This window comes from Bacillus atrophaeus (assembly GCF_039519175.1).
GTDB lineage: Bacteria > Bacillota > Bacilli > Bacillales > Bacillaceae > Bacillus > Bacillus atrophaeus.
Window position 1 is genome coordinate 735,032 of sequence record NZ_CP154443.1, and the last position, 22,834, is coordinate 757,865.

The 22,834-nt window shown below is 42.6% G+C and carries 25 protein-coding genes and 1 pseudogene; 13 read left to right on the forward strand and 13 right to left on the reverse strand.

Annotation, left to right across the window (positions count from 1 at the left end):
• Window positions 1-10: 10 nt before the first annotated feature.
• Window positions 11-1,102, reverse strand: a complete 1,092-nt coding sequence (gene cotH, locus AAHT65_RS03790; RefSeq protein ID WP_010790132.1) for a spore coat protein CotH — start codon at window positions 1,100-1,102, stop codon at window positions 11-13.
• 140 nt (window positions 1,103-1,242) lie between these two features.
• On the opposite strand from cotH, the gene cotG reads away from it, so the two are divergent.
• From cotG to AAHT65_RS03825, 7 genes are all read left to right on the forward strand, one after another.
• Entirely contained in the window at window positions 1,243-1,878 is a 636-nt protein-coding gene (gene cotG, locus AAHT65_RS03795; protein WP_343311005.1) for a spore coat protein CotG, read from the forward strand.
• Window positions 1,879-2,077: 199 nt separating this feature from the next.
• Window positions 2,078-2,698, forward strand: a complete 621-nt coding sequence (locus AAHT65_RS03800; RefSeq protein ID WP_343311006.1) for a flavin reductase family protein — start codon at window positions 2,078-2,080, stop codon at window positions 2,696-2,698.
• 259 nt (window positions 2,699-2,957) lie between these two features.
• Window positions 2,958-5,045 carry a BglG family transcription antiterminator gene (locus tag AAHT65_RS03805; protein ID WP_343311007.1) on the forward strand — a complete coding sequence of 696 codons (2,088 nt, stop codon included), beginning with the start codon at window positions 2,958-2,960 and terminating at the stop codon, window positions 5,043-5,045.
• 11 nt (window positions 5,046-5,056) lie between these two features.
• Window positions 5,057-5,323 (forward strand): PTS sugar transporter subunit IIB, encoded by a 267-nt coding sequence (locus AAHT65_RS03810; protein WP_010790135.1) that lies wholly within the window; start codon window positions 5,057-5,059, stop codon window positions 5,321-5,323.
• Between the two features lie 31 nt (window positions 5,324-5,354).
• Window positions 5,355-6,617: a PTS ascorbate transporter subunit IIC gene (locus AAHT65_RS03815; protein WP_106360111.1), complete on the forward strand. Its 1,263-nt coding sequence runs from the start codon at window positions 5,355-5,357 to the stop codon at window positions 6,615-6,617.
• A gap of 15 nt (window positions 6,618-6,632) precedes the next feature.
• Window positions 6,633-7,331: a D-allulose 6-phosphate 3-epimerase gene (alsE, locus tag AAHT65_RS03820; protein ID WP_343311502.1), complete on the forward strand. Its 699-nt coding sequence runs from the start codon at window positions 6,633-6,635 to the stop codon at window positions 7,329-7,331.
• Between the two features lie 79 nt (window positions 7,332-7,410).
• The gene (locus AAHT65_RS03825) at window positions 7,411-7,755 is read left to right on the forward strand and encodes a DUF4181 domain-containing protein (RefSeq protein ID WP_343311008.1); all 345 of its coding nucleotides are present in this window, start codon (window positions 7,411-7,413) and stop codon (window positions 7,753-7,755) included.
• Between the two features lie 8 nt (window positions 7,756-7,763).
• On the opposite strand, the gene ggt is transcribed toward AAHT65_RS03825, so the two are convergent.
• Complete coding sequence (gene ggt / locus AAHT65_RS03830) at window positions 7,764-9,341, reverse strand: gamma-glutamyltransferase (RefSeq protein ID WP_343311009.1); 1,578 nt, start codon at window positions 9,339-9,341, stop codon at window positions 7,764-7,766.
• A gap of 213 nt (window positions 9,342-9,554) precedes the next feature.
• On the opposite strand from ggt, the gene AAHT65_RS03835 reads away from it, so the two are divergent.
• Genes AAHT65_RS03835 through AAHT65_RS03845 form a run of 3 tightly spaced genes read left to right on the forward strand, consistent with a single transcriptional unit; the run spans window position 9,555 to window position 11,171 of the window.
• Window positions 9,555-10,031: an Lrp/AsnC family transcriptional regulator gene (locus tag AAHT65_RS03835; protein ID WP_003326641.1), complete on the forward strand. Its 477-nt coding sequence runs from the start codon at window positions 9,555-9,557 to the stop codon at window positions 10,029-10,031.
• Window positions 10,032-10,044: 13 nt separating this feature from the next.
• The gene (locus AAHT65_RS03840) at window positions 10,045-10,638 is read left to right on the forward strand and encodes a chromate transporter (RefSeq protein ID WP_061669135.1); all 594 of its coding nucleotides are present in this window, start codon (window positions 10,045-10,047) and stop codon (window positions 10,636-10,638) included.
• Window positions 10,635-11,171: a chromate transporter gene (locus tag AAHT65_RS03845; protein ID WP_088118111.1), complete on the forward strand. Its 537-nt coding sequence runs from the start codon at window positions 10,635-10,637 to the stop codon at window positions 11,169-11,171. The genes AAHT65_RS03840 and AAHT65_RS03845 overlap by 4 nt, the downstream gene beginning before the upstream one ends.
• Before the next feature lie 24 nt (window positions 11,172-11,195).
• On the opposite strand, the gene AAHT65_RS03850 is transcribed toward AAHT65_RS03845, so the two are convergent.
• Together AAHT65_RS03850 and AAHT65_RS03855 are read right to left on the reverse strand one after the other, a co-directional pair.
• A complete protein-coding gene (locus AAHT65_RS03850) occupies window positions 11,196-11,429 on the reverse strand; it encodes a hypothetical protein (RefSeq protein WP_343311010.1) in 234 nt (77 codons plus the stop codon).
• On the reverse strand, window positions 11,426-11,971 hold the full coding sequence (locus AAHT65_RS03855) for a flavodoxin family protein (protein ID WP_106272502.1): 546 nt from the start codon (window positions 11,969-11,971) through the stop codon (window positions 11,426-11,428). Before AAHT65_RS03855 ends, AAHT65_RS03850 begins: the two co-directional genes overlap by 4 nt.
• A gap of 118 nt (window positions 11,972-12,089) precedes the next feature.
• Here AAHT65_RS03855 and AAHT65_RS03860 point away from each other — a divergent pair, with 118 nt between their 5' ends.
• Window positions 12,090-12,980 carry a LysR family transcriptional regulator gene (locus tag AAHT65_RS03860; protein WP_106272500.1) on the forward strand — a complete coding sequence of 297 codons (891 nt, stop codon included), beginning with the start codon at window positions 12,090-12,092 and terminating at the stop codon, window positions 12,978-12,980.
• Between the two features lie 80 nt (window positions 12,981-13,060).
• Here AAHT65_RS03860 and AAHT65_RS03865 read toward each other — a convergent pair whose 3' ends face one another.
• On the reverse strand, window positions 13,061-13,297 hold the full coding sequence (locus AAHT65_RS03865) for a hypothetical protein (protein ID WP_327852676.1): 237 nt from the start codon (window positions 13,295-13,297) through the stop codon (window positions 13,061-13,063).
• Window positions 13,298-13,325: 28 nt separating this feature from the next.
• Window positions 13,326-15,608 (reverse strand): beta-L-arabinofuranosidase domain-containing protein, encoded by a 2,283-nt coding sequence (locus AAHT65_RS03870; RefSeq protein WP_343311011.1) that lies wholly within the window; start codon window positions 15,606-15,608, stop codon window positions 13,326-13,328.
• 143 nt (window positions 15,609-15,751) lie between these two features.
• On the opposite strand from AAHT65_RS03870, the gene AAHT65_RS03875 reads away from it, so the two are divergent.
• A complete protein-coding gene (locus AAHT65_RS03875; RefSeq protein WP_343311012.1) occupies window positions 15,752-16,624 on the forward strand; it encodes an AraC family transcriptional regulator in 873 nt (290 codons plus the stop codon).
• Between the two features lie 227 nt (window positions 16,625-16,851).
• Here the strand turns inward: AAHT65_RS03875 and AAHT65_RS03880 are convergent, their stop codons facing one another.
• The 7 genes and pseudogenes from AAHT65_RS03880 to AAHT65_RS03910 all read right to left on the reverse strand — a co-directional run bounded on the left by AAHT65_RS03880 (window position 16,852) and on the right by AAHT65_RS03910 (window position 22,141).
• Window positions 16,852-17,205, reverse strand: coding sequence for a hypothetical protein (locus AAHT65_RS03880; protein ID WP_061669132.1), 354 nt, complete (start codon window positions 17,203-17,205; stop codon window positions 16,852-16,854).
• Window positions 17,206-17,217: 12 nt separating this feature from the next.
• Window positions 17,218-18,231 (reverse strand): annotated as a pseudogene (locus AAHT65_RS03885) (T7SS effector LXG polymorphic toxin); the annotation flags it as partial.
• A gap of 208 nt (window positions 18,232-18,439) precedes the next feature.
• The gene (locus tag AAHT65_RS03890; protein ID WP_223254956.1) at window positions 18,440-18,976 is read right to left on the reverse strand and encodes a hypothetical protein; all 537 of its coding nucleotides are present in this window, start codon (window positions 18,974-18,976) and stop codon (window positions 18,440-18,442) included.
• Window positions 18,969-19,520 carry an SUKH-4 family immunity protein gene (locus AAHT65_RS03895; RefSeq protein ID WP_088118525.1) on the reverse strand — a complete coding sequence of 184 codons (552 nt, stop codon included), beginning with the start codon at window positions 19,518-19,520 and terminating at the stop codon, window positions 18,969-18,971. Before AAHT65_RS03895 ends, AAHT65_RS03890 begins: the two co-directional genes overlap by 8 nt.
• Window positions 19,521-19,525: 5 nt before the next feature.
• On the reverse strand, window positions 19,526-21,430 hold the full coding sequence (locus AAHT65_RS03900; RefSeq protein WP_343311013.1) for a T7SS effector LXG polymorphic toxin: 1,905 nt from the start codon (window positions 21,428-21,430) through the stop codon (window positions 19,526-19,528).
• A gap of 18 nt (window positions 21,431-21,448) precedes the next feature.
• A complete protein-coding gene (locus AAHT65_RS03905; RefSeq protein WP_088118118.1) occupies window positions 21,449-21,709 on the reverse strand; it encodes a YwqI/YxiC family protein in 261 nt (86 codons plus the stop codon).
• 9 nt (window positions 21,710-21,718) lie between these two features.
• On the reverse strand, window positions 21,719-22,141 hold the full coding sequence (locus AAHT65_RS03910) for a YwqH-like family protein (protein WP_035175555.1): 423 nt from the start codon (window positions 22,139-22,141) through the stop codon (window positions 21,719-21,721).
• 381 nt (window positions 22,142-22,522) lie between these two features.
• On the opposite strand from AAHT65_RS03910, the gene AAHT65_RS03915 reads away from it, so the two are divergent.
• Window positions 22,523-22,786, forward strand: coding sequence for a hypothetical protein (locus tag AAHT65_RS03915; protein WP_013390673.1), 264 nt, complete (start codon window positions 22,523-22,525; stop codon window positions 22,784-22,786).
• Window positions 22,787-22,834 lie beyond the last annotated feature (48 nt).

A 22,834-nucleotide genomic window follows, 5' to 3' on the forward strand; every position in this document is an offset into this window, starting at 1 on the left:
TTTTTCAACATCATGATAAACGATATAATTCGCTTTTGATAAATTGCGCACGCTCTTTAATGTACTGGCAAATGACATCAGGCTCCCGGTCAAAACGCTCGATATCATCCTTTTTATATGGATCCGTCAGGACAAAAGGCCTGATTTCTTCATGCAGCGCCATAACTTTCGGTTTCATATAATCAATTGTAAAATTCGTTTGAAGCGTTTTTTCCAAAAGCTGCTGATATGCCTTGCGGAAATGAGGTTCATCGAGAATTCTGGCTGTTAGTGTATTAAATCCTTGAATCCTTACATAATCGGCAGCCATCCGCTCCCCGTGTATATCTCTTCCCCAAGTCGCATCATAGTCCCAGGGAATGACCTCAAACAGGCCGGTTTCACTGCTCCGGTACAGCGCATAGTTATGAACAAACCCATCATAATTTGAGGTGAACACAATGCCTGCAAGCCAGCGCAAATATTTTTCCACATCTATATGCTTTGTAATCTCTTCTTTAAATTGGGCTTTAGGAACTGTATTAATCTTAAAAATCATGTCCTGCAAATAGAAGTCATCCTCTTCGGTCCCCGTCTTCTTTTCATACCCAAGTTCAAGAGATGTTTTCGTTTCTTTTTCCAGATCGCTCATCAAAGAGAAATTAGCGTCATCATCAACCGCATAAAAAATGGCGCCCTTCGCTTCTTTACGCTTCGCTAAAAAATGCTCATCCACTGACTCAAGCTCAAGATAGATCCCTTCATTTTTCCCATTTATTTTCACATATACATAATTCGCTTTAGGCGACAAAGTACCCAGCTCTGAGAAAAAATCCAAGGACAGTTTATTTCTCATAAGTGAGGGATCTTTATACTCGGCATTCAAGTGAATTTCATGTGCGCCTCGGAATATTTTAGGCTGAAAAAACTCGATATGGTACGATTTTTTCTTGAAATCTCTGATATGCGATCCTCGATAAGCAATGTCAATATCAAGCCTTTTATGATTCACTTTCATCACACCCGGGACAGGATCATCGTCCCAAATATCTTTTTTAAGCTCCCGTAAATCTTTAGGATGAATAAACAGCTGATAAAGCGGTAATGTCGATTGTTTTTCCATCCGGAGACCTCCTTCCATATTTAGGCGCTATTATTTTTCAGAACTCAGCGGAACACTTATACACTTTTTACATCACTGCGTACTATGAGGTTAGTAAGGATATTAATCCTTAAGCAAATGACAAAAAGGAGGGTTTCAAAATGGGCCACTATTCCCATTCTGATATTAAAAAAGCGGTGAAATCTGCAAAAAAAGAAGGTTTAAAGGATTATTTATACCAAGAGCCGCATGGAAAAAAACGCAGCCACAAAAAGTCGTACTGTTCTCACAAGAAATCACGCAGCCATAAAAAGTCGTACTGTTCTCACAAGAAATCACGCAGCCACAAAAAGTCGTACTGTTCTCATAAGAAATCACGCAGCCACAAAAAGTCGTACTGTTCTTACAAGAAATCTCGCAGCCATAAAAAATCATTCTGTTCTCACAAGAAAAAATCTCGCAGCTACAAAAAGTCATACCGTTCACACAAGAAAAAATCTCGCAGCTACAAAAAATCTTTCTGTTCTCACAAGAAATCTCGCAGCCATAAAAAATCATTCTGTTCTCACAAGAAATCTCGCAGCCATAAAAAATCATTCTGTTCTCACAAGAAATCTCGCAGCCATAAAAAATCATTCTGTTCTCACAAGAAATCTCGCAGCCATAAGAAATCATATCGTTCACACAAACACTTCTGCTCTAAACGTTCACGCAGCTACAAAAAAGACTATTACTACAGCAAAAAAGAATTCTGGAAAGACGGCAATGTTTGGACAGTGAAAAAGAAATACAAATAGCTTTGCCATGAACTGAATACGTTATCAATAGGCTGCCGGCATACGGAAGCCTATTTTTCATTTTCCGGCTCGAATGTTTTGTTTCTCCCCCATATCAGATATATGTCACGACTCAGAATATGCAACCCTCCTTCGATTGTTTTACTTGAATGGGTTTGGTTATAATTAACACATACTAACACATAAGGTGGCTGATTTTATGTATACATTTCGAGCAGAGCAGCTCAATGCAAAAGACACTTACAAATTACTGTCAGGAGCCGTTATCCCAAGACCCGTCGCTTTTGTCACAACGCTTTCTTCCGCAAACAGAGCTGTAAATGCAGCGCCATTCAGTTTCTTTAACGTCATCAGCTCCGATCCGCCGCTTCTCGGCATTTCCGTCGCCAGGGTAGAAGGCATTCAAAAAGATACAGCAAGAAACGCAATATACAGCGGTGAATTTGTCGTACATATCAGTGATGAGGATATCATTGAAGAAATTAACAAAACCGCTGCAAGATTGAGCCCTGAGGAAAGCGAAATTGAGCAAACCGCCCTGCATACAGCAGAAAGCGCGTGTGTGTCAGTTCCCGGCATTAAAGAAGCACGCATTCGCTTTGAATGCAGATTAGAGCGGCATATCACATTTGAAAATGATAAAGGCACGATTACGACAGATCTGCTGATTGGAAGAGTCGTCTGTTTCCATTTAGATGAACGTGTATATGACAAGGAGAAAGGGTACGTCATCACCGATGAATTAAAGGCTGTCGCAAGACTGGCGGGAAATCAATATTCCAAGCTTGGAGAGGAATTTACGCTGATCCGTCCTACTTAACAAATGAAACTATTATAATAGAAAGAACTAGTCAAAAAGACCTCCAAATGGAGGTCTTTTTGTTTAGCTTACTTATATCTCTTCAACGGCTGAAATTCTAAATGCGAAAGGTATGTATTTAACTGTCTTCATGTTTGCACAAACCAATTGCACTGATTTGGTCTTATAAATTCCGGTCCTCCCCGGTACAATTTAATTAAGCACGAGCCGGATGAAGGACGGCAGACCGATATTACGTTGACATAAGGAGCTGATCATCATGCCTTTGGACCAAAGAAGTTCAGCAATTCTTTATCTGGTCATGAACACCAACTCTTATGTTACTGGCAGCGAGTTGACCGAGCATTTAAAGATTTCTCGAAGAACGCTGTATTATGACATTGAAAAAATTAACGGCTGGCTGAAGGAAACGGGATTATCACCGATTAAAAGGATGCGTTCCATGGGGTTCTACTTGGAAGACAACACAAAAAAATCCCTTTTATCAGAAATGAAAACGCTCACACATAACAGCTATGAATTTTCTCCCTCCGAACGTCAGGCAAGAGTCATCGTGCGCCTTTTAATAAGGAGCAGCCGTCATCTCCTGCAAGACTTTATCATTTTGAACAGAGTCAGCCGCAATACCGCCATACAGGATATGAAGCATATCCGGGAAAAACTGAAGACCTTCGGCATCGTACTATCTTTCACTAAGGAAAAAGGCTATTTTATGTCCGGGCTTGAACAGCAAAAACGCAAGCTGCTGGCGGAATACACGAATAAACTGATGCAAAAAAACGGCAGCAAATCCATAACCGCTGACCTTTGTCCCGACAGAACCGCCTGTGAGCCGCTTATCCGGAAGATGCGTTCCATTCTGCTGAATTGCGAAGGCCTGCTTCAAATCAAATATGCCGATCACGTGCTGAACAGCTTAAGCGTTCACTTCACCCTATTTCTTATCAGAATAAAAGCGGGAAAGGAAATTGAATTGGACCAAGCAGAACAGTACGCCATCCGGCAAACGAAGGAGTACCAGGCAGCCGTCCAAGCATTTGAAACCGCTCATCTGCCTGTGGAAGCTTTTATCCCTGACCAAGAGCTGTGTTACTTTACGACTCACCTGTTAGGAGCAAAGATCAGCCAGTTTCCCTCATCCTGTCTGACAGCGGGCGAGCTGGACATTCATGACATTGCAGACAAAATGGTCGTGGATTTTCAGCGATATGCCTGCGTGCTTTTTCAAGATCCTGAAAGCCTGAGGAAACACCTAACGCTTCACTTGAGATCTGCGTATTACAGAATCAAATACGACATCTCGAACAATGAAAGTGATGTGGCGGCCTCCATTCAAACAAAATACAGCGACATATACAATTTAACTAAAAAGGTCGTTCATCATCTCGAAAAAGAGGTCAGGCACACCATAAGCAGTGAAGAAACAGCGTTTATCGCCATGCATTTCGGCGGCTGGATGAAACGTGAAGGCGTGGTTCCCTCCAGCAGAAAAACAACCGTCATTGTCTGTCCCGGCGGAATCGGTACTTCAAAGATTTTGCAAAGCCAGATTGAGGATCTTTTGCCGAATGTTGATATTTTACGCACAGTCTCAAGCCGGGTCTATGAAACGATGGCGGTTGATGCAGACTTTCTGATTTCAACCGCACCGCTTCCTGACAGAGGCGTCCCTGTATTTATTGTCAATCCGATTTTAAATAGCCAGGAAAAAATCAGCCTGCTGAAAAAAGTGGACGCTCTTTCAGGCGCAGCCTCCCGTTTCCACCCATGCGCCCGCGATTTGATGACAATTATCGAAAAACATGCAGATGTATTTCATAAAAATGAGCTGTTACAAGAAGTTGCCGAATACTTAGGACAGCCGTACAAACACAAAAAGGAGGCGAATGATAAACCAATGCTTGCTGAATTAATGACACACCAAAACATCACAATGACCCACTCTGCCCGCAACTGGGAAGAAGCCGTCCGCCTGGCAGCAAAACCGCTTCTGGATGACGGCTCTATCACCCCTCAATATATTGAGGCTATGATCAACACGATCAAAACGCTCGGCCCCTATATTGTCATTACGCCAAAAGTAGCCATTCCCCACGCGAGACCTGAGGATGGCGTCAACAAGATCGGAATGAGCTTTTTGAGACTGAAAGAAGGCGTTTCGTTTTCAGATCAGCCCGAGCATACAGCCCAGCTGATCATCGTACTTGCGGCAATCGACAATGAAACCCATTTAAAAGCGCTCTCCCAGCTGACAAATATGCTGGGCGATCCAGAAAACATTCAATATCTAATAAACGCAGAATCGGCGGAACAAGTACTGACGCTGATTAAAAAATACTCAATATAGGAGAGATTCAGATGAAAAAAATATTGATCGTTTGCGGAAACGGACTCGGTTCAAGCTTTATTGTTGAAATGAATGTGAAAAAAATAATTGAGGAACTGAACATTGACGCAGAAGTCTCCCATACAGATCTCACTTCAAGCAAAACAGAAACAGCGGATCTGTACCTCGGCTCAACGGATATCGTGTCGAGTCTTGATGACGGCACCCGTACGGTAGCCGGCCTCAAAAACCTGCTCGATCAAAATGAAATCAAAGAAGCCATCCTGAATAACTTGTAAACAAAAAAGGCAGACAACGGGGGTGCAACGTATGATTGATTTTCTAATAAACGATTTCCTTGGAACTCCGGCTATTTTAATCGGAATTTTCGCCTTAGCCGGTCTTCTCCTGCAAAAGAAAAACGCGGCTGATACCGTGTCAGGCACACTGAAAACAGCCATGGGCTTTGTCATTCTCAGCGCCGGGGCCGCCATTGTCTCGGATTCCCTTGCCGTATTCAGCAGCATGTTCGAAAAGGCATTCCATATTAAAGGCATTGTTCCGAATACCGATGCGATTTCAGCAATTGCCCAAAAAACATTCGGAACAGAAACCGCATTAATTATGATTTTCGGAATGATTGTTAACATTCTGCTGGCACGGCTGACACCGTTCAAATATATTTTCTTGACCGGCCATCACATCCTCTACATGGCTTCGCTGATCTCTGCCGTGCTGATCACCGGCGGCGTCAGCGGCGTTCCGCTCATTGCGGCCGGGGCCATTATTCTAGGGGGGCTTATGGTTCTGTCACCAGCGATTCTTCAGCCTTATACAAAGAAGATCACCGGAAGTGACGATCTTGCCCTCGGGCATTTCGGCTCTGTCGGCTATTTTATCGCCGGTTTTCTCGGCAAGCGTGTCGGCAATACTGCCCATTCGACAGAGGACATTAAAGTCCCAAAATCATTAGGGTTTCTGCGTGATACGTCAGTCTCGATTTCATTGACGATGGCCCTTCTTTTCTTTATTGTCGCTCCATTTGCAGGGAAGGGTTACATTGAATCATCGTTAAGCGGCGGCAGCCATTATCTTGTTTATTCCTTCATGCAAGCCATTACCTTCGCTGCCGGTGTGTATATCATTTTAGCCGGCGTAAGGATGGTGATCGCGGAAATTGTGCCTGCCTTTAAAGGCATCGCCGAAAAACTTGTGAAAGGCGCCAAGCCCGCTCTCGACTGTCCGACGGTCTTTCCTTTTGCGCCAAACGCCGTAATTATCGGATTTCTATCCAGTTTTCTGGCGGGGGTTGTCTCGATTTTCCTTCTTCCGGTCTTCAGCCTCAGTGTCATTGTTCCAGGGCTTGTCCCTCATTTTTTCACAGGAGCGGCAGCCGGGGTTTATGGCAACGCGACCGGCGGAGTTCGCGGAGCCGTGATCGGAGCGTTTGCCAATGGTCTCCTTATTTCTTTTCTGCCGGCGCTTCTCTTGCCGGTTCTCGGTTCCCTCGGGTTTGAAGGAACCACATACGGTGATTCAGACTTTGGCATTATCGGCATTATCCTTGGCTGGATCATTCAACTATTCAACTAAAGCGAGGTATACATGATGAAATACCAGTTTTCGCCTTCTTTAATGTGTATGGATTTAACGAAATTCAACGAGCAGATTTCGATTTTAAACAGCCGGGCCGATATGTACCATGTTGATATCATGGACGGCCATTTCGTGAAAAACATCACGCTGTCTCCGTTTTTCATCAGCCAGCTTAGAATGATGACGGACCTCCCTATTGACGCGCACCTGATGGTCGAAAAGCCTGAAGATTTCATAGACATGACGGCTGAGGCAGGCGCAGATTATATCAGCGTGCACGCCGAGACCATTAACCGGAATGCATTCCGGCTGATCAGAAAAATCAAGGATTATGGCGCAAAGGTCGGGATCGTGCTGAACCCTGCCACACCGCTTGATTGGATCAGCCCCTACGTGCATCTGATTGATAAGCTCACGATTATGACGGTCGATCCGGGCTTTGCCGGACAGCCGTTTATCACAGAAATGACAGAAAAAATCCGTGACGCTAAAAAAAGGAGAGAGACGAATCACTATACGTATGTTATTGAAGTAGACGGCTCTTGTAATGAAAAAACCTTCCGCACGCTTGCAGAAGCGGGAAATGATATTTTTATTATCGGCAACTCGGGCTTATTTGATCTCGATGAAAATACAGAAATCGCCTGGGATAAAATGAAGAACATCTTTCAGCAGCAGACAAACACCGCTGATATAGGACACCCGGAGTAACTTCCGGGTGTTTTTTTTATGAAACTTCTGCCCTGCCGCTTCGTATAAAGAGGAAGACTTAATCGTTGGGGGTTTTTATATGAGTACGCTGCACTTTATTATTTTAATGCTGATCGCCGCGGCTTTCAGTATAGCCTTTCATTTCTATGCTAAGAAAAAACTCGGCATACATAAGCCGGGCTGGCGTTATAAGCCTGTAAACAGTACACAGAGATGTCTGGAGATTGTCCTGCTCATTAGTTATCTCATCGCGCTCATCTATTTTCCCACAGAGTATATGATTATCTTATTCTTTCTTTTGCTTAGCTCATTTCGCACCTTTATGGAATGGAAGTATGAGCCGGAAGAAAAACAATATATCTACAATCTGTTTGGCACGTGCTTGTTTCTAGTGATCTTTATTTATATGTGCATTTTCTTCTAAACGTTTCCTCAGACCCCAACCGCAGCCCCGTCTCCCCGCGGATCTGCGCCGCCTTGGAGAAAATGCTCATCATCTATCAAAATAGCTCCGGCGTGTCCCATCAGTCTGTCAAAATTACTGACGACCTCCACTACATGGCCGCTTTCTCTGAGTTTTTCTATCGTTTCCGGTTCTATCCTGCCTTCCAGCCTGAGCCCTTCATAATCCTCTCCCCACGTCCGGCCCCATACCCAGCGCGGCTCGTTGATCGCCTGCTGAGGATGCATTCCGTAATCTAGCATCCGGGTGATGATGGCCGTCTGAGTCTGCGGCTGGCCTTCACCGCCTTGCGTGCCGTACAGAATCTTCGGTTTGCCGTCCTTGCACACCATCGCCGGCATCAGCGTATGGAAGGTGCGCTTTTTTGGCTCAAGGGTATTGACATGAAGTTCATCCAATGAGAAAAATGAGCCGCGGTTTTGCAGCAGAATGCCGGTCTCTCCGGCTGTTACAGCTGATCCGAACTCAAAATACAGGCTTTGAATAAATGACACCGCGTTGCCGTCCGTATCAATAACCGCCGCATATGCAGTGTCGCTTCCCACAGGCCTGCTTGCCGCTGCTTCAGCAGTATAGCCGATCTCCGCCGCCAGCTGCTTCGCATAGCTCTTACCCAAGAGCTTCTCAAGCGGAATATCAGAAAACGCAGGATCGGTCAGCACGGCATTTCGATCAAGAAAGCTTTTTTTCAGCGCTTCTACAAGGACATGATAGTATTCAAAAGAACCGTGCTCAATTTGGCTAAAATCATAGTATTCCAGCACATTCAGTGTCATCAGCCCCGTAAAGCCTTGAGAATTCGGCGGTGTCTGATACACGCTGTACCCGCGGTAATCTGTTGACACAGGCTCCGCCCACTCGCCCCGGTGCTCCTTAAAATCAGCAAGCGTCAAAAAGCTTCCGTTATTTTGCAAATACGCAACAATTATCTGGGCGATATCTCCCTCATAAAATGCGCTTCGCCCTTTTTCAGCAATCACTTTCAAGCTGTCCGCAAGCTCTTTTTGCTTAAACCGCTCTCCCGGCACAGGAGCTTTGCCAATTCTCGTGAAAATATCAGCCGTATAAGGCATAGACGTCAGCAGCTCAAGGTTGCGATTTGTATGGCGGCATTGATCAGCAGATACAGGAAACCCATTCACAGCATACTCAAGCGCGGGCTCCAGCACATCCGCCAGCGGCATGCGTCCATACTCCTTCAGCACGGCATCCCAGCTGTCAACCATTCCCGGAACTGTAATGGCGCTCTCGATCCCCCGAAGCGGAATCGCCTTTTTTCCCTTATACACCTCTCTCGTCACGTTTTTCCCCGAACGGCCGCTTCCATTATATGCTCTCATGTCGCCCGTTTCATGATGAAAGGTCAGCCAAAAGGAATCACCGCCAAGCCCTGTCATATGCGGGTACACAACAGAAAGACAAGCACTCACCGCCACGGCGGCGTCAAATGCGTTTCCTCCTTTTTCAAGGATGCGGTTTCCCGCTTGCGATGCGAGATAATGCGGACTGACGACCATTTGCTTTGTTCCGATGATTGATTTGTTCATGCCAAGGCCCCTTTTTGAGAAATTTTCTTTAGTATAAGGAGCTTCCTTTCTGCCATCTACTGATCAGGAAGAAAAACTGACGAACTATTTACTTTTCGAAATTGAACTAACTCATTTTCATTCGTTATGAAAACAAAATAAAATTTCTTCATACGAAACGAATTTTATATGATAAAATGTTTTCTAAAAGGTTGAAGAAAGCAGGTGGAGCAAATGGGAAATGAATATCAAATTCCTAATCTCGTTGTTGATGATATAGATAAACAAATTCTGACCATTTTGCATGAGGAAGGCAGGATTTCCTATACCGATCTTGGGAAAAGGGTCGGTTTATCACGCGTCGCCGTTCAGTCACGGATTAATCAGCTCATCGAAACCGGTGTCATCGAAAAATTCACCGCCGTGATTAATCCCGCTAAAATCGGGATTCACGTCTCCGTGTTTTTTAATGTCGAGGTGGAACCGCAGTACTTAGAGGAAGTTGCCTTACAGCTTGAGGAAGAACCCGCGGTCACAAGCCTTTATCACATGACAGGGCCGAGTAAACTGCACATGCACGGAATATTTGCAAATGATCAAGAAATGGAAGAATTTCTGACAAAACGGCTGTATCCGCTGCAGGGAGTTGTCAGTGTCGATTGCCAGATGCTGATCAAACGATATAAAAGCCGTATGGGAATGAAGCTGTAAAGGGGAGAAACTGATGAAAAACCATGCTTATCGGGATATGACGGCCGCCATGGTGCGTACCGGAATATTGGGATTCGGCGGCGGGCCATCCGTCATTCCGCTGATCCGCCATGAAGCCGTTACGAAATATAAGTGGATTGATGATAATGAATTCGGAGAAATACTGGCAATCGCCAACGCGCTGCCCGGACCGATCGCGACAAAAATGGCGGCATACTTAGGCTATAAACTGAAGGGAACATGCGGTGCAATCATCGCAACAGCCGCGCATATTCTGCCGACCTGTCTCGCCATGGTTGCCTTGTTTGCGGCCGTTAACGTCTTAAGCCATTCGGCTGTTGTCGCAGGTATGATCGGCGCTGTGACGCCTGTTATCGCGGTGATGCTCGGAATCATGGCTTACGAGTTTGGACAAAAAGCGCTCAAAGGTTTCGGCTGGGTCACCGGCATCCTGTTTTTTATGATCGCTTTTACCGGCCTTCAATTTCTACAAATCAATCCTGGCATCGTCATTATCATTTTCTTAGCATACGGGGCATTTCACTTTAAACTGAAAAACAAAATATCCAATAAAAATAATAAAGACAAAGGGATGTCCGCCTCATGATCTTTTTATATATATTTCTTGCGTTTTTTATCGCAAATGTTCTGGGATACGGCGGCGGCCCTGCGTCTATTCCGCTTATGTTTGAAGAAGTCGTGAACAGATACAGCTGGCTGTCAAACGACCAATTCTCAAACATGCTCGCACTCGCAAACGCACTGCCCGGTCCGATCGCAACGAAGATCGCGGCTTATGTCGGCTACAGCGCAGGCGGATGGCCCGGATTTCTGATTGCACTGATCGCAACTGTTGTGCCGTCCGCCCTCGCACTGATTGTCCTTTTACGTATCATTCAGCGCTTCCGTCAATCGCCGGTGATCAAAGGCATGACCCTGTCCGTCCAGCCCGTCATTGCCGTGATGATGCTCATCCTCACATGGCAAATCGGAGCAGACGGCATCAAAGCCATCGGATGGATTCAATCTCTTGTGATCGCGGGCATTTCACTCCTCGCCCTTACAAAATTTAAGCTGCATCCCGCTTTTCTTATTATTGCGGCGTTTTTATACGGCGGGCTTGTGGTTCCTTATTTGTGAAAAAGCACCTGTACAGGTGCTTTTTTATTTTGGTCCGGAGATCCCGTTTGTAATGCAGACCGTTTCTTCATCTTCATCGTTTGTGACTTTATGCTTTATTTGTAAGGTGCCCCCTGCCATTCGGACAAATTGTTTATTTGTTTTACCCTTGTGCGGTTCTGTTTTAACATATGTCCATTCTGCAGATGATTGTAATTTCAAAGATAAGTATAATCCCACAGTCAGCATTCCAATGAGTATAGCTACTAGAATTTTCATATAAAATCACTTCTTTTCAATAACTGGCTGGCAGCAGACAATGCATGTTGATCGTGTAAAATATCGCCGGGCCGGTTGCCTTCTCCTAATACATAACCGCCAAAAGAAATCCCTATAAAATCGAAAATATATTCAAACTGCTGAATCAAAGGCAGTCCTTTTCTCGTGGGTTCATCTCCTCCGACTGCAATCACATATGCCATTTTGGCGGACATGCTCGTTTTAAAATCACAGTATTTCGGATCTCTCATGGTCTGTGACCACCGATCAACAAAATTTTTCAACGTTCCTGACATGCCGTACCAATAAATAGGCGTAGCGAATATAAGAATGTCGTTCGGCAAGATACGTTCAATGATTGAATCATAGTCATCTGCTGCTGCCTGAAATCCGCCTTGAGTGTGGCGCAAATCCTCAATAGGCTCAATTCGGTAATCACGCAAATTGATGTTATCCGCAGCCAATCCTTGAACAGCTTTCTCCGTGAGAAGCTCTGTATTTCCGCCCGGCCGTGTTCCTCCATTAATCACTGCAATATTCATGATCCATCGGCTCCTTTACGAATGGTTTTCTTCATCTTATAATGAACTCATCAATCGATACAGATGATTATTTCGATTACATCAATCGTTAAAACCGATTTAGAAAGGAAGATGACAGGTGGAATTGAAACAGCTGATCACCTTTAAAACGGCCGCAGAACAGATGAATTTTACCCTCACCGCTAAGATGCTGAATTACGCTCAATCCAGTGTCACGTCTCAGATAAAATCACTTGAAGCAGAAATCGGAACCCCATTGTTTGAACGGCTCGGCAAGCGGCTCTTGTTAACTGAAGCCGGCAGAACGTTTAAGTGCTACGCCGAGCAAATCATCACTTTAACCGAGGAAGCAAAAATGGCGGCAAACAAAGTAAAAGAAGCAACAGGAACATTAAAAATAGGAGCTACAGAAAGCCAGTGCACCTACCGCCTTCCATCAATCATAAAAGAATTCAAACAAACTTTCCCGCAGGTGAAGCTCATATTCAAACCCTATGTTTCCAACGAGCAAGCGAAACAACAGCTACTTCAAGGCTTGCTGGATGCGACCTTTATGATGGATGTAAACCGCCCGGATGAAGCACTTCACATCGAGTCACTGATCCCGGATGAGATTAAAATGGTAGCAGCGATCGACCATCCCTTTTCCGCTGACTCACCAGTATCACCGCAGGATCTGCAAAATGAAACCCTTTTACTGACGGAAAACGGCTGTTCCTACCGCACGCTCTTTGAGGAAACTTTAAATGAAGCGTGTGTATACCCGAACAAATTAGAATTTGTCAGCATTGAAGCGATCAAACAATGCGTGATGGCAGGACTCGGCATCGCTATACTGCCTGCAATGACAGTAAAAACAGAAATTGAAACAGGCCGGATGAAGGAACTGATGTGGAAAAACGAATGCCCCGTTTTTACTCAAATGGCGTGGCATAAGGACAAGTGGATGTCCGCTCCGCTGGAGGCTTTTATTCGGCTGACACGGAAAACATTTGAAACAAATCAATAACACACAAAAAACTTGCGACCCGGGTCAGCAAGTTTTTTTGTGTTGTACTGTGATTCAAGATCAGCAAGTCTGTAAAAGCTTTAAAAAATTGCGGCATGAGGCTTTGTGACAGTTATCTCCTCTTTTATTTCAGCTAACTGTTCCCTCTTCCATAGCCTGTATATTCGGTACAGATCCAATTGATTTAAGGAAACACAGACAGTTGATTCGACATCATTCAGATTGAACAATGCCGCAAATGTATTCCCTTTGTTATCGCTGGAGTCCCCAGCTGTCCATCCTATTGGCGGTGTCATAGCATACTGATCATCACCCATCAACGTTCGCTCCTTTTAAATAAAGTGTCTAATGAAAAGTCGCTTCCTCAATGATGATCCTTACGCCATATACTCCGCCGGCTGCCGTTCCTTCATTGGACTTAAATGTCACCGTTACGTTTTCCTTGTCTTGTGTTAATTCAAAGGGGATTTCATAACATACATCAAAAAGCTGACCGGGTTTATTTGATTTCAACTGCTGTCTGGCTATCCGTTGATGATCTATCATGATGTCAAAATCACGTTCATAGCTCTTTCCATCCACATGCAGCGTATCATCACTCCCAAAATAAGTGACAAGCAGGTACATTGTTCTTTGCGGATCTATTTTCATTTCATAACTGAAAAACCCGTCCCCTCTGCTGTCTCTCCAGCCGCTATGGACAGTATTTAAATAACCGGAATATGAATTCTCTTTTTTTAAATGATGCTCGACCTCCGGCTGTTGTTCATTTGGCTGCACTTCATCAACTGTAATTCTTCTGAGCTTCTCCTGTTTTTCTTTTTCTTCATCTTTAAAATGAAGATATTCCTCTTCATTCATGAGATACCAGTAGATGGAGTAACGCTGATGATGGAGCTCATAAAACGGCACAAGCGTGATTTCTGCATGATTCGGGTGGCCAATCGGCTCCGTTTGAAAGACGAGTGACGTATCATCTGTTCGCTTTATCCACTCTTCCATCTGTTCATCAGCCACTAAAACGGGGACATCAATTAAAGGATGATTATTTAATGCCAGATGATCATCCAGTATATCTGTGTCAGGAAAGTTAACCCTCCCCAATGCACCGGCAAGCACAACAGGTCCATACATAATCACACTTTTCTTCGGATCATCCTTCGCTTGATAGGGATGAAGATTCATGGGCAAGTCGATCTCAATGCAATCTCCTTTCAGCCAATTTCCGCGTATAACCAAGTACCCTTTTTCTACGAACGCGTCTATCGTTTCCCCATTAACCGTTGCTCTGATCGCACCACTCAACCAATAAGGAACACGGATATGCAAAGTCAACGGCTCTCCCTTTGCTTTCTTAAAAACCAGCCTGGATTTTTCGGTTACAGGAAAAGAAGTTTCCTGCGTTATGATGATATGTTTACCGGGGACTTTCATTTGTGACGGGATAAATAAATTAACATAAAGCTGTTCGTTGTCCATATAGTAAATATGTTTCGTGTATCGTGCAGGGTTTTCCATCCCGCTCCCGGTACAGCACCAAAACGACTCTTCAGGTGAACAATACACCTTAAAATGGCCCGGCTGTGTGGATACAAAATATGTTTTCATACCCGAATCGGGGTCCTGAGAGGCAAGAATGTGATTATAAAGCGCCTTTTCATAGTAATCCATATATCTGGCTTCATGAGACCAATGGAATAAATGCCCGGTCAATTTCAGCATATTATACGTATTACACGTTTCCGTCGTCATAATGCCTAATTCCTCACTGCCCTCGGCCCCAAAATGTTCTCTAATGCTGTTGCCGCCAATCGCATAGGAACGATGATGAACAACCTGTTCCCAAAAGAAAAGCGCTGCTTGCCTATACTCTTCATTACCCGTGATTTCATACAGCTTGGCTGCCCCGATCACCTTGGGTATCTGCGTATTAGCATGCTTCCCCTCAAGTTCATCATTACCCTCAGCCAAAGGCTGAAGGATGGCACGGTGGCAGAAACGTTCAGCCAATTCCAGGTACGCTTGATTTTCAGTAAGCAAATAAAGATCCGCCATGACTTCATTCATTCCGCCATGTTCGCAAATCAGCATACGTTGGAATTGTTCATCCGTAAGTTTATCCAATCCACGTTTTGCCCAGTTTGCTAACTGAATTACAATCTTAAAAGCCGTTTTATTGCCGGTTACATTGTACGTATCAATTAATCCCGCGAAAATTTTATGAATGCTGTACCACGGGACCCAGGAGCCTCCCAGACTAAAGTGATCCACCCGAAAATCTCCGCTGAAAACCTCATCAAAACACGCCCGCGGAAAACCACTGAGATATCCCTCTGCATCAAATTGCTGAATATGCTCCAATTCATTGATCACGTAGTCCAATTTGTCTTTTAGTTTTTTATCCTTCGAAGCCTGATACATTGCTGATGAGGCTGAAAGCCAATGACCAATGGAATGTCCGGCAATCTGAGTCGCTTCCCACCCTCCATAACGGGGCTTTTTAGGAGCCTGCGAAACAGCTTCATAGCACGGAGCCAGCAGACGATCTACATCTAAAAAAAGCAAAAATTCTTTGCCTTTCATCTGTGAATCATAAAATACCCCATCTAATAATGTTGTGGTTTCCATCTCCCTACCTCCACTCACTTATTATGCTTCCATTATCCAAATGTTTGAAATGCATGTGAATTCAAAATTTATACAATACATATCTTTTTTTTGGAATTCTCGTGTACACTAGTTATGAGTGCAAGATAAAAGGCGGTGTAACCATGTATGAAATAAAATTGCATTCCAATCGCTTGCCAATGATTCGTGAGATCGGTCATATGACGGATATAGAAGGGGTTTACCGTCATCCGGATCGAAATATGGATAAGGTGAATGTGTTTTTTTACGTCAAGCAGGGCGCCATTCATGTTTTTGAAGATGAAAATGAATATCGCATTCAAGCGGGTGAATATCTTTTTCTTAAAAAAAATACACCACACTGGGGTGCAGATTTTTATAAACCCGGAACCGAATGGTATTACATCCACTTTTATGATGATCACCCTTTAGATCAAGCAGAAGAAATACAAGAATTCCCCCATTTTAACAACTCAACCGTTATTCTTGACAGCGTATATTCCACACAACTGACATTTCCTAAAAGCGGCAGCTTGTCCCCTAAAGATTATGCAGAAAGACAGCTAGCCAACATCTTAAAAGCATTTGAGTCGTCTTATGTTTTCAGAACGCTGCAGGTCTGCTCATTAACATATCAGTTTTTCATTGATCTCTACAGTAACTCTATAAGCGAGAGGGAACGTTCGCGATCCTCCCGAATCATTACGCAAATCATTGAATTACTCCATCAGGACAAAAATAAAAAGCTGGCCAGCAAAGATATTGAAAGCGCTTTAGGCATGAACTATGCCTACCTTTCCACCCTTTTCAGAAAACAAACCGGAAAAAGCATCACAGCATACAAAAATGAACTGCTGATTGAACAGGCGATTGATATTTTCAAAAAAAGCAATAAAAACATAACCGAAGTAAGCAACAAGTTAGGATTTTCTAATCCTTATTATTTCAGCAGAGTGTTCAAAAGAGTCACTGGAGTGTCCCCGTCTGTATACTTAAGCCAGATATACAGGAATTAATTTTCTTGTTCGGAGGAATGTCAAATGACAAGGATAATTTCCCTTTGATTTATTGTCTGTAACTATTAAGGCTCTTATAAAACAAAACATGGTATATACTGGTTAATTCCATACATTACTTCAGATAAATTAGAGGTCTGGGTTTTCTACAACAAAAAAACTTGCGACTCAGGTTCACAAGTTTTTTGTTTTGCTATTCAATAATGCATTTTTAAATACATGTTTCACTATAATTCATTATTTGCAACTCGATTTAGTATAAGTTCTATATTTTTAACTATTTCAATGTGACTAACTGACTGAAATTCATAAACAGGCTGTTCCCAATTCTCGTCTTGTACCATGATTAGTTGATAATTACCCTCAGCATCTGCATCTGGATACCAGCCTAAATCAACCATATAGTTCTTTCTAGAGTATGTTAATTGCAATAAATCCTGTGAAAAAAATAACCACTTTTCATCTTCTGGAGCTAGATTTTTCGGATCAATTTCTCGAAAACTATTTTGATTTATAGTCCATCCTTTTGGAATTCTTAATGCTTGTAAATTTACTTCTGGCATTTTTTTTATCTTTCTCATAAAAGCCTCCTATTACTTATCTACACCGAGTTGTTTTAAATACTTATCTAATCTACTTCCAGCAATCGGATGACCATGATATTCACCACCAGAAAACTCAGCTCTGATCCAACTAGTTGGTGTACCTAGATCATAGCCAATGGTTTTTCCTGCATCATAGATAAAGTAATAATTATTATTTCCATTATCAATAATATGACCTTTTAGAAGCGCTTCTCTTTCTAAAGCTTTATTATTAACATCCGGTAAGTACTGAGCAGCTTTTCCACCTGTCATACTAAAGCGTTTTGCTTCTTCAGGTGTTTTGGCTTTTACATGTTTATGTCCATGCGGAGTGAACGAAGCATTATTAAGAATCGTTCGCAGTTCTTTACGACCATAATACCCACCATGTGCTACTTTATCGTGACTTTCAGAGATATTAGGCTTGTGAGAACTTCCCTTGCGACCACCATTACTCGCCATCTTCACAATCCCAAGATCTTTAACAGATTTCGTCCCAACATCGACACGAACTGTTGGGAACCCGAACGTAAAGCCGTTCGTAGTTACTGGACGTTCTGCGTAAACCCGGACGTTTGTTGGAACTTGGAATTGTTTTGCTTTTTCCAGGATTGTATTCGCTTTTTGAACTTTTGTATGGGTTGCAAGCGGGATGCCTTTGTCAATGTGTTTCGCCAATGCGCCTGCGCCAACTAAGCTTAAAGCCGCTTCCAGCGCTCCTTGCTTCCGCTTCTCCTCAGACACTTTATTCCCAAACATATCCCGTCCTGTAACAGCTTCTGAGAATCCGTTTGAAGCAATAAGGCCGTATGCGCCCATCTCAGACATTTTGAGAATATCTAAGGATTTGCCTGTTTTGTAGGCATCCAAAGCGTGCTCTGCCGCGATCGCGGCTTTTCCGGTTTTGTAGATGGCTTTTCCGCCTTTGAAGGCGCGGCCTGCCCAGCCGACGACCGGTATGAATCCAGCCGCGGCCATCGCTCCTGCTGTCACACGTTCTGCGGCGGAGAGTTTTTCTCTTGGACAGGGACGTAGCCCCCAGCAGGTATTTAAGCTTTATAGAACAGAAAACAATATTCTAAACATAAAAAACCTTGAAAGGCTTCAAAAGCCAATCAAGGTGAAAAATAAAACCAATCGATGCGTTTCATTCATTCTTATTAGAAACAAAATACATTAGCTTACCGTTTTGAAATAGTTTGAATACAAATCCTGTCCAAGGCTTTTACGGTTAAATATCATTATCACAGTTAATTTCTTTTACTAGGATAGCTTCGTTTCCGTACTCTTCACTATCCTCCTTTAGCCAACTGCTTTCCTCTTCTCTATATTTATAAAATCTAAGTGTCGCAAAACCTTCATCGATACTTAATACCACAACAAATTTATGCTCAGGAAATTTCTCATTTAAATGATTTTCCCAGCCATCCATAACCTGAAGCGCGTAAATTAAAATCTCTTCATCGGACAAATCACTGTAGTCTAAATAATCGTTTATGCGGAGCTCATTACAGGATGCTTCATACCCCGTTTTATCACCATACATTTTCAAAATTCTATTCCAATTTATAGTTGGACTATCAGTTAACTCATACTCTAGGTCGAGAATAAAACAATCGTCAACATTAACTATATTAGGAGATATAACATCCGTTAAATTAGATAAGTTGACTTTTTTGTATTCGTCAGATCTATAAGTCGTTCTTTTAGTCTTCATTTCAAAGGGGCCTTTAACAGGCATCAGCCTATAAAGGTAATAATTATTCATATAAATTTTCTATTTCAATATCCCAAAAGCTTCCTTCTTTTATACAATTTGAGTCTACTCTTTTGAGTTCTTCTTTCAACCACTCTATTACATATTCCGGAATGTCATTATCAAGAAAGGCATCCTCACCATTGATTTGTATAGCCTTGTCAATCATTTCTGAGAAAAGTAATATACATTCTGCAAATTGATTTATTGAAGAGTTAATAAATACTTCTTTATATTCATCACCATTATTTAGATAAACGATTCTCTCGTTATTTTCAATAATACATATTGGATCTCCAGAACCAGTGGATCCTAACAACCAATATTTTCGAAATGCTTCCGACATATCAAAGATACTCGTAATTGGTTTAAATGATGATTGAGAGGAAGTAAAATCTAAATAAGGTGGAGGTGTTTCAGGTAAGCCACCTAAAGATAAAAATCGTTTAAATTCCTCCGAAAAAGGAGTCTCTATTAGATCATCATATAAAAACTTTAATAATGGACCATTTTTATTAACATCCCAGTTTCTATTAAATTCTTCTGGTAATAACATCATTGTCACCTTCCTGATTCTTTTCTGAATGTTTCTAGTCTATTCGCAATTTGATCATCTACTCCGGTAATTCCCCATTCTTTTTCGACATTATGAATACCGCCATATCCAGGATGCAAGCTTTTAGGTAAAGCTGCTGCTTGACCTCCTTCTCCAATATGATGATGTCTCATAGGGTCTTTTAAGTAATCTGCATACTGTGGAAAATGTTTTATAAATTGCTCATCAACAACTGGAACTCTTCCTCTTTTAATCTTAGCAATATTTTCAGCACTCCAAAACTCAGGATTACTTTTAAGTAACGTGTTAAAAAATTTTTTCGCATTTCTTTCCCAGCCAGCTGCATTTGTTCCAGATTTGCCTTTCCCCTTAAAATTCATCTCTACTACAAGCCTAGGATCGATTAAATACTTATTATCGTATTTTGAAAGATCTCTACCTGTATATCCTCTAATCCGATCATATTCGCCACCATTACTCCATTTCCCCATCATCTTCACAATCCCAAGATCTTTAACAGCTTTCGTTTTCACATCTGCATGAACAATAGGGAAAGTCGCCCCATCCGGTGTGACAGTCTTATGGACGCGAATTTTTACATTCGTTGGCACTTTGAATTCTTTTACTTGGTCAAAAATCTTTTTCCCTTTTTCAGCTTTTATCACTTGTGGTGATTTTGCAAGCGGGATGCCTTTGTCAATGTGTTTCGCCAATGCACCTGCGCCAACTAAGCTTAAAGCCGCTTCCAGCGCTCCTTGCTTCCGCTTCTCCTCAGACACTTTATTCCCAAACATATCCCGTCCTGTCACAGCTTCTGAGAATCCGTTTGAAGCAATAAGGCCGTATGCGCCCATTTCTGACATTTTGAGAATGTCTAAGGATTTGCCTGTTTTGTAGGCGTCCAAAGCGTGCTCTGCCGCGATTGCAGCTTTTCCGGTTTTGTAGATGGCTTTTCCGCCTTTGAAGGCGCGGCCTGCCCAGCCGACGACCGGTATGAATCCAGCCGCGGCCATCGCTCCTGCTGTCACACGTTCTGCGGCGGAGAGTTTTTCTCCGGTAACCGGGTCAACGCCTTCCGTCGCTCTTTTATAATCATAATAGCCGGAGACTTCACCGGTAAAGGTGCAAATTCCGTCCCATGTTTTTTCGTACCACGGTTTGTTCGCTTCTTCTTCTGCTTTTTCCTGAAGCCGTCTTGCTTCGGCTTGCTGCTCTTTTGCCTCAATATAAGAGGTTCCCTGTTTCTCCACTTCGATTACGCTTTTATAGACTTCATTGCTGTGGAAGGCTTTTTTGTCATAGTACATAGGGGTTGCGCTTTTTCCGTTGCTGGTTGCCTGCATTAAAACAGAATACTTGCTGAGCACTGCGTTATCCAGAGATTCTAAATTTTGATACTCAGTTGTCAGTGATTCATCAAGTTGATCGACTGCCGTAATCGTATCCCGTCTGGTCTTCTGGGCATTGTCCATCTTATCGGCGTAATGATCAAGCGAATACATGTCCAGATCGATAATATCGCTGATGCCTGACAAAATGGAATCGATTTCCGCTTTGTGGGCGGAGACAATCTCTGACGCTTTTAGATCTCCGTTAGGCAGCTCATGATCCAAAAACGAAGTCTCTACATAAGAATCACTGAGTTCTTGATCTTTAATGTCACCTGAAATGCCTTTTAAAAACGCAATTTGAGAGGAGACAAGCGTCAGCCAGCTGTCAACGATTTCCGCTTGTCCTTGAAAGAAATCTTTAATATTGTCTGCGCCTTTTCCTTTAAAATCATCACCTAAATCAGCAACGCCTTGAAACGCTTTTTTCAGCGTGTTCAGCTGCTCTTCAAACGTTTCATATTGCTTTTTTCTCTTCTCCGCTTCATCTATTAAAGATTGTGATTCAAATACTTTGCTCATCGCACTGCCCTTTCTACGCTATTTTACGGCTATCGCCTCGTCTTGTTCCTTGAGTGAATCAACATTGTCTTTCGTATCCTCGATGTTTTTGTGCACCGCTTTCTTGTAATCTCCGAGCATGGTACGGATGTTTTCTTCTCGTTTATCATACTTTGACGTATAGTCGAGTTTGTTTTTCCCATTGGAGCCGGCGGCACCGATTGTCACATCAGCCAGCGCGTCTTTGACAGACTCCAATGTTTTGATCACTGTATCGTACTTCAGCTTAATTTCAGACATGAGAAAGAATCACCACCATTTCAGTTTATTTATTTGTTTGGCTGCTTCATCTAAGAACTCTTCTCCCTTAGCAAGCGTTTCGCCAGCAAGGTTTGCTGCGTACAATTCTCCGGTATAAAGAAGTTTATCCGCTTCAAGCCCCACAACCTTCATCTGTATGGAAGACATATACTCGTTATATTTATTATTCACAATCTTGGATGCTTCCGACTTGGCATCTTCTCTTCCCTTATCAAAATCATCCGCTTTTGTTCCTTTCCAGTGCTGTCCCAATTCCGGTTTTACAATTTCTTTAATTTCAGTAATTGCTTCTTCTTGCAGCGTGTCTATATCCTTTTTTGCTTTTTTCAGCTTTTCAATCTTGTCTTCTACGTCGGAAATTTTTCCATTAAGCGAACTTTTGATATCAGCTAAATAGCTTGCATAACTCATCTGCATCACCTCTTCATACTCAAAAAGCCTTACGGAATGCTTTGTGATGATAGGCTTTTTCACGTTTTATTTCCATATATTATATTTTAAAATAGTTACAAGGCTGCTTAAATAGGGTAAAATGCTTATTTTACCCAGCTTATATGCTCAAAACCAGCCTAAAAACAAGGTATAAAGACTTGTTTTTCCACTTGATATCCCGAAACAGACAGAGAACATTTATAAAAAGGGTGAAAGTCGCGGTACAAAAGGCGCTTGACAATAAAAACAGAGGGCTAATGAGACGGCCAGTCTCTTTTGTCTATTAGTTCTTACTCATTTGAAAAAAATGGATATTTTCATATAATAATTGAATATCATTCATTGAAATGAGGTCAACGAATGAGCATATTCAGTCCCATGATGATGTTTTTCATTGTTTTTCCATTTCTCTCCGCCATTGTATTCGGAATCTTCGGCACTCTGATATTCAAAAAGCACAGTCTTTGGTCAATGCCGCTCACTGTTTTTTTGATATTGCTCTTGTTTATGTATACCGCCGGGTCGGGGGATTCTCAATTAATCAGTTGGCTGATCATCTTTCCCCTTATTACATTTATCTGCGGGGCGATTACTTGGCTGATTTACAAACTGATTCCGGAATGAACCAGATCGCAGCAGCAATCTCAATGATATAAACGATTCATAGCCGCA

Coding starts and splice junctions, on each gene's coding strand:
- cotH (WP_010790132.1), bottom strand. CDS start 1,102: ATGGAAAAACAATCGACATTACCGCTTTATCAGCTGTTTATTCATCCT.
- cotG (WP_343311005.1), top strand. CDS start 1,243: ATGGGCCACTATTCCCATTCTGATATTAAAAAAGCGGTGAAATCTGCA.
- AAHT65_RS03800 (WP_343311006.1), top strand. CDS start 2,078: ATGTATACATTTCGAGCAGAGCAGCTCAATGCAAAAGACACTTACAAA.
- AAHT65_RS03805 (WP_343311007.1), top strand. CDS start 2,958: ATGCCTTTGGACCAAAGAAGTTCAGCAATTCTTTATCTGGTCATGAAC.
- AAHT65_RS03810 (WP_010790135.1), top strand. CDS start 5,057: ATGAAAAAAATATTGATCGTTTGCGGAAACGGACTCGGTTCAAGCTTT.
- AAHT65_RS03815 (WP_106360111.1), top strand. CDS start 5,355: ATGATTGATTTTCTAATAAACGATTTCCTTGGAACTCCGGCTATTTTA.
- alsE (WP_343311502.1), top strand. CDS start 6,633: ATGAAATACCAGTTTTCGCCTTCTTTAATGTGTATGGATTTAACGAAA.
- AAHT65_RS03825 (WP_343311008.1), top strand. CDS start 7,411: ATGAGTACGCTGCACTTTATTATTTTAATGCTGATCGCCGCGGCTTTC.
- ggt (WP_343311009.1), bottom strand. CDS start 9,341: ATGAACAAATCAATCATCGGAACAAAGCAAATGGTCGTCAGTCCGCAT.
- AAHT65_RS03835 (WP_003326641.1), top strand. CDS start 9,555: ATGGGAAATGAATATCAAATTCCTAATCTCGTTGTTGATGATATAGAT.
- AAHT65_RS03840 (WP_061669135.1), top strand. CDS start 10,045: ATGAAAAACCATGCTTATCGGGATATGACGGCCGCCATGGTGCGTACC.
- AAHT65_RS03845 (WP_088118111.1), top strand. CDS start 10,635: ATGATCTTTTTATATATATTTCTTGCGTTTTTTATCGCAAATGTTCTG.
- AAHT65_RS03850 (WP_343311010.1), bottom strand. CDS start 11,429: ATGAAAATTCTAGTAGCTATACTCATTGGAATGCTGACTGTGGGATTA.
- AAHT65_RS03855 (WP_106272502.1), bottom strand. CDS start 11,971: ATGAATATTGCAGTGATTAATGGAGGAACACGGCCGGGCGGAAATACA.
- AAHT65_RS03865 (WP_327852676.1), bottom strand. CDS start 13,297: ATGGGTGATGATCAGTATGCTATGACACCGCCAATAGGATGGACAGCT.
- AAHT65_RS03870 (WP_343311011.1), bottom strand. CDS start 15,608: ATGGAAACCACAACATTATTAGATGGGGTATTTTATGATTCACAGATG.
- AAHT65_RS03875 (WP_343311012.1), top strand. CDS start 15,752: ATGTATGAAATAAAATTGCATTCCAATCGCTTGCCAATGATTCGTGAG.
- AAHT65_RS03880 (WP_061669132.1), bottom strand. CDS start 17,205: ATGAGAAAGATAAAAAAAATGCCAGAAGTAAATTTACAAGCATTAAGA.
- AAHT65_RS03890 (WP_223254956.1), bottom strand. CDS start 18,976: ATGAATAATTATTACCTTTATAGGCTGATGCCTGTTAAAGGCCCCTTT.
- AAHT65_RS03895 (WP_088118525.1), bottom strand. CDS start 19,520: ATGTTATTACCAGAAGAATTTAATAGAAACTGGGATGTTAATAAAAAT.
- AAHT65_RS03900 (WP_343311013.1), bottom strand. CDS start 21,430: ATGAGCAAAGTATTTGAATCACAATCTTTAATAGATGAAGCGGAGAAG.
- AAHT65_RS03905 (WP_088118118.1), bottom strand. CDS start 21,709: ATGTCTGAAATTAAGCTGAAGTACGATACAGTGATCAAAACATTGGAG.
- AAHT65_RS03910 (WP_035175555.1), bottom strand. CDS start 22,141: ATGAGTTATGCAAGCTATTTAGCTGATATCAAAAGTTCGCTTAATGGA.
- AAHT65_RS03915 (WP_013390673.1), top strand. CDS start 22,523: ATGAGCATATTCAGTCCCATGATGATGTTTTTCATTGTTTTTCCATTT.